The sequence below is a fragment of the Bacillus cereus group sp. BfR-BA-01492 genome (genome assembly GCF_022662815.1).
Lineage (GTDB): Bacteria > Bacillota > Bacilli > Bacillales > Bacillaceae_G > Bacillus_A > Bacillus_A cereus_BD.
Window position 1 is genome coordinate 40724 of record NZ_JAKUEH010000003.1, and the last position, 11899, is coordinate 52622.

Genomic DNA, 11899 nt, shown 5'->3' on the forward strand with positions numbered 1-11899 from the left:
AACATGTAGCAACTATCGAAGTTACTACATGTTTCTACCCTGTATTATCGAATTAAATTTACAACTTCGTTTAATACGTCATCCGACACTTTAATTACCTTTGCATTTCCTTGGAATCCACGTTGATATAGCATTAAGTCAACAAATTCAACAGATAAGTCAACGTTAGAGCCTTCTTGTGCACCACCTATTATTTTTCCAGCACCATTTTGTTCAGCAACACCAATAAATGGATCACCTGCAGATGCTGTTGGAACATAGTTACCATTTCCTACTTTCATTAAACCATCTTGATTTTTGAATGTCGCTACTGCTAACTGAGAAACAGCCCGAGTACTATTATCTGAATAAGTTACCATTACATAACCATTATCAGAAATCTTATAATCCATTGCTACTGCTGCTGCCCTACCATTTACATCTTTATGATCCAATGTATCTTTCGTTGGCAAATTTGTCAGCTGGCTTAAATTTAACTTGAAAGTGTCCCCACCAAATGGAATATCTACTTGTCCTCCTTTTATAACCTCTTTTGTCACTGGATCACGTACAACAGCCTCATCAGTTCTTGTTAATTTACCAGTAATAGGATCAAATTCAAGAGTTTTCGTTAAAGTTGGTTTTTTCTCTCCAGGTGCTTTATCATCCGCAATTGGAGTAAATTCTTTTTCATTTTTTGAGTTATTACGTGTTAACACAGTATACTTGTACTTACCTGGAACTGGCTTTTCTACCTTTTCTGGTTTTATCGGATTACCTTTATCATCTTTTGGTAATATTGGTTTACCATCAGCACCTATCGGTAAGTCTGGATCTACGAGCTCCGTAACTTGTTCAATCTGTACACGCATAGTAATGTTATCCCCAGATTTATTAAACACTGGAAAATCATGTATAATCTTCTTGTTATCCCTAGAAAGGTTACCTATCAATGAACCTTTACTGGATACTTCTCCGTCAATTGCTGAACCTAATGGAATTGAAATTGGACCTGCCGGATGTGAAGTGTCTGGCTTCCCATCTTCGTCTAGCTTGTAGGCCAATACATACTGACCTTCTCCATTGACAATATAATTATTTTCAGATTTACCAAATGTTCCTTTACGTGTATATTGAACACCATTTCCTTGAGAATCACCTACAACAAAAAAGCCATTCCCTTCTATTGCAACTTGGCCATTTATACCTGTCATTGTAATGGAACCACCATTGTAATCCGTGGATGTTCCACTAAATTTCACACCATTACCGATACTTTTTGGATTTGTTCCAGCCTTTGTGTCATCACCTTTAGCACCTACTGTATTGTTATATAATAAATCATCAAACACAGCTTTTTGTTTTTTATATCCTACTGTTTGTGCATTAGCAATATTATTAGATGTAACACTTAATGCGTTTTGCATTGCACTCATGCCTGAAATACTTGTATATAATGATTTAATCATTTCCTTTACACTCCTTATGCTTTTTTATCTTATTTATGTAATTACTTAGTTTCTGTCTTTATATCTTCTTTTTGTTCTGGTTTCTCAATTGTCTCTATCTCTTTATCTGATACATTCGTCACATATTTCATCAATACAATTTTATCCCCTACGACAAGTTGAATTTCATTGTTCGCAGCTAATCGTACGGCATCTACCTTTCCAGATATTTGGTTTCCATCAGTAGATGGTCCTAATATATACTTACCTAGAAACTTCATCCCACCATCTAGCGCTGTTGTATTGACAGTATCTTTTAGAGCATTTACTGCTTTTGTCATATTTTGCACCTGCTCCATTAGAGACATTTGTGACATTTGATTCATCATTTGATCCATATCCATTGCATTAAATGGGTCTTGATATTGCAAACTTGTTAAAAAAAGCTTTAAAAAATCATCTTTTCCCATAACACCAGGTGTTTTTTGCTCATCTGCTTTTGTTGTGGTTCCTGCTTTCGTTTGAGCTTGTGTTTGAGTCGCTTGCATATGATTCATATTTGTTGCATTTAATCCAACACTCGGCACTTTTTATCCCTCCAATAAACCAGCAAAATCTTCTTCTGTACGTTTTGCTTTTTTCATTACAACTTTTCTTTGTTTCTGTGCTTGCTCACGCTCTTGTTGCTGGCGCTGTTGATCCCTATTTGCATAACTTAATTCAATATGAATCTCTTTCTCTTTCAATTTGAACTTTAATTCATCAAAAATCATTTCAACTCTTTTTTTCGCATCTTGTTTATCCATTTCAACATGGACTTGAATATGACTACCTTGTTTTTTCATATATACGGTTAATGTTCCAAGTTTTTCAGGATTTAATTGAAATAATACTCTTTCTTGCTTGACAATAAATTTCTGTAACGCCTCTACTTTCGCCTCCATTTTATTCCCTAAATCTGAAAGTGAAACTTTTGGCATTTTTAATTGCACGTCACCTTTTTTTACAACCGCATCATTTCCAGCAAGAATGGAATTTATATTCGATTCTCCAATTGATTTGTTCTTTATAGGATCTTCCTTACTTTCTAAATTCTCTTCTAACCCATCAAGAGCTTCCTTTTGAACCTTTTCTTTATCTTCTGTATTAGCAAATGCTTCTTTTAACATGTCGTTTTTTTCCATTTGTTGATTTTCAAAGTCTGCTTGATTCATTGGTGAGCCGAGAGCACTTACTTTCGTTATATCGCATGATTCTTTTTGAATAGATTCAAAAGAGCATAACATATTTTCTAATGAAGTTACTTTCTCTAGCATCATTTGAATTGTATCTTCTAAACATATAACATTTTTAATATTAAAGTCTTTTAAAAACGCCTGTAGTTGTTGAATCTCTTTTGCTGGTAACTCATCTATCTTTATATTTCCATGTTTTTTATATGACTCTTGTATTTTTTGTATGTATTGATATAACAATTCTGGTTGCATACGTAACTGTTCCATTGCCAGTGCTTGGTCAGAAATTTCCAATAGCAATTTTTCCATCTTTTGTTTCTCTTCTATTTTCTCCTTAAGTGTAAAGGGAGCTTCTATGTTATCATTTTCCATTCGGTAAATATCGGATACCGCAACCTGTGTTTGTGATACATTCTCCTCTTTTGTTTCCTTAAGTTTCTCTTCTGTTTTATTATCAGTTAGTGACTCTTCATTCATTTTAGTTAAAAATGAAACATCTTCATCTTTCAACTTCAATCCTACCTGTTTTTCATTTTGCAGAGGCGAGCGAAGCTGCACTGGAAGTACAGGATTAATCATAAAATTCACCTCATCCATTCATGCACATTTTTAAATCAAGAAGCATTTTTTCTTCTAATTTCTCCTGCTCTTTTGTGAGTTTTTTACAATCTTCTTGATACATTTCATCAATTACACGTTCTTTTTCTTTTATTTGTTCTAAAAAAACTTCATTTTTCTTAATAAATCCAGCTATTTTTTGTATTTTCCGATTCCATTCTTCTATTCTTTCAGGCGAAAACGTATGAGAAGAAAGCATACCAACCATAATTCGTTTTCCATTTTTCGCTATTTTACTACGCGACTGAAAAACATGTAAATCATATTCTTTTTGTTGCTCTAGTTTCTTTTTTTCAGAAGTCAATTTGTATACTTCTTTTAAAACCTGTTCTTTTTCTTGATTGATTTGCAATTTTATCGTATCATACTGCTGTTTATTCACCTATTTCTATAACCCCTTTCTATTATAACGCTCTCTTTTTCTATTATATAGTTTTTTTCAAAAAAAATCTGTGAAATATTAAAAACAAAAATAAGACCTCATACGCGAGGCCCTTATACAATATGATGCATCGCTTGAACAATATCCTCAAAGTGATAACAATCTGTCCGGCCTTGCTTTAAAAATGTATTTATACCATCTATTTTATTCTTGCACTCAAAAATATAAGCATTCTCTTCGTTTTCTTGAATTGTTCCTAATTTAAAATACAATTCATTTTCTTTATAAATAGATAGCGTTTTTCTTATTTCATTTGCAAGCTTCCAATGATCCGGCGTTACGATTTCCTCCATAATACGGCTCACTGAATCTAACACAGAAATAGCTGGGTAGTGATTAAGCGTTGCCAGTTCACGCGTTAATACAATATGACCATCTAAAATCCCACGAGCTAAATCTGGTACCGGACCATTTAAATCATCACCATCAACAAGAACAGTATATATACCTGTTATAGACCCTTTTTTTGTTTTTCCAGAACGTTCAAGTAGTTTTTTCATATAACTTTCCATAAGGAGTGTTTTTCCACCAATCGGCAACTCTTTGACTGCAATATCGACACTTCGTCTTGCATCAGCAAAGCGCGTAACAGAATCCATCATAAGCAAAACATTATTCCCTTGGTCGCGGAAATATTCAGCAATTGATGTTGCTAGCTTCGCTGCACGAAGTTGCATCAGATGACTTTCATCAGAAGTCGCCACAACAACAACACTTTTTTTCATCCCTTCTTCTCCAAGTTCTTTACGAATAAAATCTTTCACTTCGCGACCACGTTCCCCTACTAAGCTAATCACATTAATATCAGCCTTCGCATTTTTCGCAATCATTCCAAGTAATGTTGATTTACCAACACCTGATCCCGCGAAAATACCAATTTTTTGACCAACTCCAATTGTTAACATTGCATCAATAGATTTAATTCCTGTTTCAAATACTTCGGTAATTTCTTCCCTTTCAAACGCATGGATAGGAGGTGCATCTAGTTTTACTTTTTGAAGCGGGATATTCTCACTCGGTTCATTTAAAATCTCACCATTCGCACTTAACACTTTCCCAAGTAAATGCTCTCCCCTAGGCACTGCAACGTCTTCCGCAATTAATGTAACAGAATCCCCATAGCATACTTTCTCGGTCTGTTCAAATGGAAGCAACATATTATTTTCTTTTTCAATTGCAATCACTTCACATAAAACGTGATGTTCCCCAACAAGGCAAACATCACCAATTTTAGCTTTTGGACCTTTCGAAATAAAGAACTGTTCCTGCACACTATGCACTTTTCCTGTTTTTATATAAAACGACGTTTCGATAAATGTATTCCACTTCTGATGTTGATTCATTAACATACTGTTCATACATTTGTCTCCTCAAATACCTTTTGTTCTTCCCACTTTTGACGAAGTTTTTCAAATATAGGCTTGAACTTAAATTCGAAAAACTCTTTTTCTTCCTCAATGACAAATTCACCAAATTGTAAGGAAAAATCATATTTCCATTCTACAAGCTCTAGAAGCCAATACTCTTTCGAATGTTCTTTTTCTTCTTCGATGCGCTCAACAGTTTCTGGATGAACCGTTATAATTAGTTTTTCAAACGAAGTTGGAAGTGTTTGAACAATTCCTTTTAAAATTGGAAGAATATCCAATTCTCTTGTATCTATCGCTTGATTCACAATTTTTTCAGCAAGCTGCAATGATTGATCCCATAGCAATTCTGCCCATTCATAGGCCGTTTCTTGCTGTTTCTCTTGAAATTGAGCACGCTCCATCTCCATTTGTTGCATGTGTTCCTCAACCTGTTTGTGGAATTGTTCTTTTTCCTTCAAAAATTGTTGTCTTTCTTCTTGAAATATTTGCTGCTCTTTTCTTAATTTGTGCATTTCAGTATGCAGCATCTCTTGCTGAGCAAGCAATGCTGCATGATCTATTTCTATTTCTATTTCTTCGTGTTCTGAATGAATTGGCTTTGGAAATTGTAATTCATACGTTTCCTCAGAAAAAGAAACAGAATTCTTAGGAATTCTGTTTTTAAATAAGGACATCATCTTCACCTCTTTGAATGACAATTCTTCCTTCTTTCTCTAGCTTTTTAACAGTACCTGTAATGGTTTGCTGCGCTTTTTCTGCTTCAGTCATCTTAAGTGGTCCTAAACCATCTAATTCTTCAAGTATCATGTCTCTACGGTTAGAAGACATACATGTAAATAACTTTTCCTTAATTTCTTCTTTAGCAATTTTTAGCGCCTTCGCAATGACACCATTATCAGTAATTTCTTCTAGGACGCGACGGAGCGCAAGATCATCGAGACCGAGCAAGTCTTCAAAGACAAACATGTTTTCTTTAATTTTCTCAGATAGCTCATAATCCATTTCGTCCAGCTTTTGAAAGACTGTTTTTTCCACACCGCGCGAAACATTGTTTAAAATGTTAACAATTGTTTTAAGTCCATCTGTTTTGTTAATAGCACTAAATGCCATATTATTTAATTTTGATTTTAATAGTTCACCAATTTTGCCGATTAACTCACTATCCACTTGCTCAAGTTTCGCAATACCCATTACTGTCTCCACACGCTTATGGTCTGGCAATCTTTCGATTAATTGTGAAGCAAGCTGCGGTTTAATATACGATGCAATAATAGCAATTGTTTGCGGCGATTCGTCATTTAGAACCGTTAGTAATGGCTCTAAATCTGTAAGTGAATTTAAAAACTCGAATGGATTGTCCTTGTTATACCAGAGATCTTCTAATAACTTTTCTAATTCTTCTTCCGGCATATTTTTAAATATGCGGCGAATATATTCTTTATCTGGCGTAACTAAGTTCAATTCTTTCACATTTAATTCATATAAAAATTGTCCTAATACATTTTCTAATGTTTCAGGTTTATACACATGAAATTTAGCGATTTCACGCAGTAATATTTCTTTTTCCTCTGCTGTCATATATTCAATGACTTTCGCTGCTACTTTTTCATCCAATGTCCGAATAAGAATCGCAGCTTTTTCTTTGGAGGAGATTTCATCTAGCATCATTTTTCCTCCCTTACTGTCCATTTAACCATTTTTTAATAACTTTTGCAGTGCCCTCTACATGCTCTTTTGCAGCATCTTGCACTTGTTCATCTAACGTTGGTTCTGTTGGTTCTGCCTGTTCTGTTGGTTCTAGTTTTTCTTCAGGAATTTCCATAATTGTTTCATCAGTAGCTGCTACTTCTTCCTCTGCCAATGATTCATATTCCTCTATTTCTTCTTGTTTTCTCTTACGTCTTGCTAATAAATACCAAACCAAACCACCTAATGCAAGAAGTCCTCCCGCAATTCCTCCGATTAACCACCAGTTGAAGCCATTCGGTTCTGGTTCTTTCGTTTTCTCTTCTTTTTGTTGATCAAATTGAACAGTAACAACATTCACTTGGCCATTTGTAAATTCTCCATTTGGATCAATTTGTAAACCAGCTGCTGTTCCAATTGCTTCCTTAAATGTCGTCATATCAATTCTTCGTTTTGTTAATGTATCGTTATCTACCCAAACAACAACATTTGTTTTTGTTAATTCTGGATGTTTTTTAATCGTCTCAACTGTCTTATCAATTTCATAGTTTTCAATTTTATTACCATTATTATTGTCGTAAACAACTTTACCATTTTGATTATTATTCGTACCATAATTTGGAACTTCGCCATTTGCCGTAATACCTGCGCCTTGTTTTGCGTCAGCGCCTTCTTGCGCAGTTGAACGTTCCTGTTGGTCTTGTCTACTACGAAGAACGCCCTTATCACCATATTTCTCGGATTGACGTGTCACTTCATCATAATTAACACTAACTTTTGTATTAACCTTAAACTCATTCGCTTTAAACATTGTCATTAATGTCGCATCAATATCTTGTTTCAGCTTGTTTTCAATTTGCTGTTGCATTTCTACTTCTTTTTCATAAGAAGACGAACTTGCATGTGTTGATGCATCCGCACCTTTTGAAACAATACCTTTTTTACTATCAATAACGCTAACTTCCTCTGGCTTTACTCCAGGAACTGCTGCGCTAATCATTTGCTGAATACCTGCAACTTGATCTTCAGTTAATAGCTGACCACGTTTTACCCCAACTGTAATCGCAGCCGTTCCTTTCGCCTTTTCTTCGTCAAAAATCGTTTCTTTTTCAGGTAACGTAATTTGAACATTAGCACTTTCAATTGTTGCAAAGTTTCTTACAATATCTTGTTCAAGTTGTTTCTTCGTACCGACAAGCTGTTTCATCTTCTTGTCTTGTTCACTAGATCCAAGAGAACTTTCTAATAAAATCTCTTCACCGCTTTTTGAATTAAACGGCAATCCCATTCCATTCATTTCTTTTCGAATCCAAGGAGCATCTTTTGTTGGAACTTTAATAGCTCCATCATTAACTAACTGATAATCTACACCTAGCTTTGATAATTCTGCTGTAATTTCTTGCTTATCTGCATCATTTAAATTTTGATAGACAACAACATATTTATCTGGCAAGGTGAAATATAAAAGCGCTCCTGTTCCAATCGCTAAAATCGCAGCACCAATAACCATCTTATGCCATGTTTTTAGCGATTGGAAAACATTTTTTATCTTTTCCATTTAAACACACCCGTCCATTTTCCTAAATTTGCATATTAAGTAACTGCTTGTAGTTTTCAATCAGATTGTCACGTATAACAGCAGCTGTTTTCATTTGTGATTCTGCCTTTTTTTGCTGAATAAGGACATCATGCGTCTCTCCTACACCTTTCGTAAGCAAATCATATACTGCTGTTTGAGCGTTATTTTGTGTTTGATTCATATCTTCCAATAATTCGATAAATCTCTTGCCCTCAATCACGGACGATTGCGAATTCTTAGGTGTACCAATTGATTGAATAGATCCAAATGGCTGTGTATTTAACATTGGTTCAATTTTCATATTCTCCCTCTTTCCTATTATCCTCTGCCGATTTCTAAATCTTTATCGAGCATTTTTTTATTTGCATTTAATACACTTGTATTGGCTTCATACATTTTTTGTGCAACCATAACATTTGTCATTTCAGCTGTCATATCAATATTTGGATAACGAACATACCCTTCTGCATTTGCATGTGGATGTGACGGGTTATAAACCAAATTTTCATTTGGATCTGATTCAATTCGTGTAATTTTCACTCCATCATTTGGAGCTTCCTTGAGCATACTTGCAAAATTACGGTTTGATTCTAATACAACACTGCGACGACGATAAGGTTCCCCATCTAGTGCACTTGTTGTATTTGCATTGACAATATTATCAGAACTTACTTCCATCCACTTTCGTGCGGCAGTTAGTCCTGATCCACTTGCATTAATTGCCTGAAACATAGCTGTCTCTCCTTTTTTCTTAACGTCCTCTTGCTGCCTGATTAATTGTGTACTGTGTATTAATCGCATTGATTGAAATACCGTATAATTGATTTGTCTTTAGCAAATCTAGCATTTCTGTTGTTACATCAACACTATTTCCATCTTTATTTACTTGCATCGATTTCTCTTGAATCTTTGCATATGTATTTTTTACATTTGCTGTTGGCAAATGCAATTTATTTGTTTGATATAAACTTGAATTCGTCTTTAAATCAGATGCATTTTTTTTATACAATTCATTACTCATTTGCATTTGTTCAGAAAATGTAACATCCTGTGCTTTATAACCTGGTGTATTCGCATTAGAAATATTATTAGAAATCGTATTTCTTTTTGTTACCAAATAGTTCATATAATGACCTACGTCACTAACTAAATCCGGCATATTCCACACCCTTTCTATCATTCTGAGCCAACCGTATTCATCCACTGATGGAAGTTTCACTTCATTCTTCACTCTCTTATATGTATTCGTTTATTACAATAATACCTTACTATGCATCCTTCAATATTTTATGCCATTTTTCCAATATTGTCTTTAGAAAAATAAAAAAATGTAAAAAATAATACAAAAAAACAAGATAAAAATTCCTTTTATACTAGTTCGTCGAATAAATTTCCTTTTCTGTTTATTTTAATAAAATGAAACCTCTATCAGCGGAATTCATCATTCACTAATGAACATATTACTCACATAAAGATTTCTCTTACATGTTATGTGAGTAATATGTTTTCATTGCAAATATTAACCATGCACTTATCAATATTTCCCATAAAAAGCATTTGCTTTCATACGTCCATCATTTGACATAATCATTTCTTCTAATATTTTTTGTTTATCTCGAATATGTTGTGCAGCCTTAATAATATAAGGACTCACTTGTTCTGCTACTTGAGCACGCATTTCCTCATCTAACGTCATCATCCAGCGATTTAGCATTTCACTTTTTTCAGAGAATTCTTCCTCCGTTACATTTAGTTCCCCTATCTCATTAAAACAGCTAACAAAAGCTTGATAAATATCATTGTGCATTTTCCAACGCCCCACGATATCCATCTATTAAATCTTGTAATACTTTTACAATTGCATCAATATCTTTCGCCTCACGTGTTATTTTCATCATTTGAATTTGAGAGCTAATCCAATCATATAAACCGTAAAGGCTGTCATATAAATCTTTTGTAATTTCCGGATTCAACTGTAATTTTAGCTCTTCAAAAATACGTTCTAATTTTTCAAGGAGTATTTCTCCCTCTTGAATTTGAAAATCACTGAGCAATTGCTCTAATTTTTGAAACTCAACAATACATCTTTCATAAATGAAGATTGTATTTTTAATTGGATTACTTGTCATAATATCATTTTGCATATATCGTTGCCACGCTTGCATACTAACACTTCCTCAATTTTCATTAATCATCACTTTTTTGCTTTGTCATAGCTTTCATAGTTTTTAACTGCATATCAAGTAAAGCCAGTGTAGATTCTAACTTAGCATACTTATCAATAATAGATATTTGTTTCGTTTTATTAATTGTATCAATGTCACTAATTTTTTGATTTAATTTGCTTACTTGCTCATCAATACTTTTAGATCGCTTTCCAATAAAACCTTCATCACCAAATATCTTATCAAGGTTTTTCTCCATATTATGTCCTAAACCATTTAAACCAAAGAAAAATTGTTTTGTTGTTTCTGGATTTTCTTTAAATGCAGTTGCCAACTTCGCTTCATCTAATTTCATAATTCCTGTTTTATCAACTTCGATACCAAAAGAGAACAGAAATGTTTTATCTTGAGAATATGAAAAAAGATTTGTCATAGCATTTTGAATCGAAAATGCCACACTACTTCCTTGCAAAGCACCATTTTTACCTGCAAACAAATCTAAACTTGAAACAGCTTTATTATATTCATCTTTCATTTTTTTGATTAAATTAATAGAATCCTTTATATCAGAATCTTGAATTGTCAAAGTAATTGGTTCCGTTGTTTCTTTTTCTAAATTAATAGTCACACCGGGAAGAGTGCTAATTTTATTAGATTTACTAGTTCCAGCAATTCCATTTATTGTGTATTCCGCATCTGATGGTTTTGTAATCTCATTTGCGATTGCACCGGTACTATCTATTAATCCGATACTCTTTAAAAAGCCATTACTTCCATCAGTTAATTTTATTTCGCCATCTTTACCCTCTGTAGTTGATGTAAAAAATAAATGTCCCCCTAGAGAATATACAGACACACCATAGTTTCCATTATTAATTTTGTTAACTACATCTTTATACGTCATATCCTTTGTAACTGTAACATCTTTACTACCAATTTTAAATGTATCGTCTTTTCCAATTTTATCATCCAACTGAATTGTCCCTGTTGTATTTGTTGAATTCGCTGGAGCCGTAGTAATTTGATGTCTTTGTGCAACCTTTTCAACTGTAATCGTATATGTACCTGCAATTGCTGAAGCATCCGCTTGGGCCGTAAGAAATCCATCTTTAGAGGCTGCTGTTTTCTTTTCATTCCCTTTAAATGCAGATAAATCTTTAAAAATTTGATAAAAATTCCCAAATTCTTTTTTTACACTTGCATAAATAAGTTTCTCATTAGTGAGTGTTTGTTTCTGATTTGCATAAGGCGTTTTTTTCATTTCTAAAGCTTGCAGTTCTAAATTTACTAAATTAGAGGTATCAATTATGTTATTCCCTAAATTCCAAATCTGCTGTCTACCACCTACATTGGTGATTGTTCCTCCCATTTATATCC

14 protein-coding genes are annotated in these 11899 nt (G+C 33.7%); all 14 read right to left on the reverse strand.

What is annotated here, in order from left to right:
- Positions 1-44: 44 nt before the first annotated feature.
- Positions 45-1448 carry a flagellar hook protein FlgE gene (gene flgE, locus MR063_RS05375; RefSeq protein WP_012093858.1) on the reverse strand — a complete coding sequence of 468 codons (1404 nt, stop codon included), beginning with the start codon at positions 1446-1448 and terminating at the stop codon, positions 45-47.
- A 41-nt stretch (positions 1449-1489) separates the two neighbouring features.
- Positions 1490-2014, reverse strand: a complete 525-nt coding sequence (locus MR063_RS05380) for a flagellar hook assembly protein FlgD (protein WP_012093857.1) — start codon at positions 2012-2014, stop codon at positions 1490-1492.
- A 3-nt stretch (positions 2015-2017) separates the two neighbouring features.
- Entirely contained in the window at positions 2018-3241 is a 1224-nt protein-coding gene (fliK, locus tag MR063_RS05385) for a flagellar hook-length control protein FliK (protein WP_242195000.1), read from the reverse strand.
- A 10-nt stretch (positions 3242-3251) separates the two neighbouring features.
- Entirely contained in the window at positions 3252-3662 is a 411-nt protein-coding gene (locus tag MR063_RS05390) for a hypothetical protein (protein WP_012093855.1), read from the reverse strand.
- Positions 3663-3775: 113 nt separating this feature from the next.
- A complete protein-coding gene (locus MR063_RS05395) occupies positions 3776-5080 on the reverse strand; it encodes a flagellar protein export ATPase FliI (protein WP_012093854.1) in 1305 nt (434 codons plus the stop codon).
- On the reverse strand, positions 5077-5766 hold the full coding sequence (locus MR063_RS05400; RefSeq protein WP_012093853.1) for a FliH/SctL family protein: 690 nt from the start codon (positions 5764-5766) through the stop codon (positions 5077-5079). Before MR063_RS05400 ends, MR063_RS05395 begins: the two co-directional genes overlap by 4 nt.
- A complete protein-coding gene (fliG, locus tag MR063_RS05405) occupies positions 5753-6757 on the reverse strand; it encodes a flagellar motor switch protein FliG (RefSeq protein WP_041809616.1) in 1005 nt (334 codons plus the stop codon). The genes MR063_RS05400 and fliG overlap by 14 nt, the downstream gene beginning before the upstream one ends.
- 13 nt (positions 6758-6770) lie before the next feature.
- The gene (fliF, locus tag MR063_RS05410; protein WP_242195003.1) at positions 6771-8336 is read right to left on the reverse strand and encodes a flagellar basal-body MS-ring/collar protein FliF; all 1566 of its coding nucleotides are present in this window, start codon (positions 8334-8336) and stop codon (positions 6771-6773) included.
- Between the two features lie 22 nt (positions 8337-8358).
- Positions 8359-8658: a flagellar hook-basal body complex protein FliE gene (fliE, locus tag MR063_RS05415; protein ID WP_012093850.1), complete on the reverse strand. Its 300-nt coding sequence runs from the start codon at positions 8656-8658 to the stop codon at positions 8359-8361.
- Positions 8659-8675: 17 nt separating this feature from the next.
- On the reverse strand, positions 8676-9089 hold the full coding sequence (flgC, locus tag MR063_RS05420) for a flagellar basal body rod protein FlgC (RefSeq protein WP_242195006.1): 414 nt from the start codon (positions 9087-9089) through the stop codon (positions 8676-8678).
- A gap of 19 nt (positions 9090-9108) precedes the next feature.
- Entirely contained in the window at positions 9109-9537 is a 429-nt protein-coding gene (gene flgB, locus MR063_RS05425; protein ID WP_049759297.1) for a flagellar basal body rod protein FlgB, read from the reverse strand.
- A gap of 354 nt (positions 9538-9891) precedes the next feature.
- Positions 9892-10164 (reverse strand): hypothetical protein, encoded by a 273-nt coding sequence (locus tag MR063_RS05430; RefSeq protein ID WP_012093847.1) that lies wholly within the window; start codon positions 10162-10164, stop codon positions 9892-9894.
- Positions 10154-10522, reverse strand: a complete 369-nt coding sequence (locus MR063_RS05435; RefSeq protein WP_012093846.1) for a flagellar export chaperone FliS — start codon at positions 10520-10522, stop codon at positions 10154-10156. The genes MR063_RS05430 and MR063_RS05435 overlap by 11 nt, the downstream gene beginning before the upstream one ends.
- Positions 10523-10544: 22 nt before the next feature.
- Positions 10545-11891 (reverse strand): flagellar hook-associated protein 2, encoded by a 1347-nt coding sequence (locus MR063_RS05440; RefSeq protein WP_012093845.1) that lies wholly within the window; start codon positions 11889-11891, stop codon positions 10545-10547.
- Between the last annotated feature and the right edge of the window lie 8 nt (positions 11892-11899).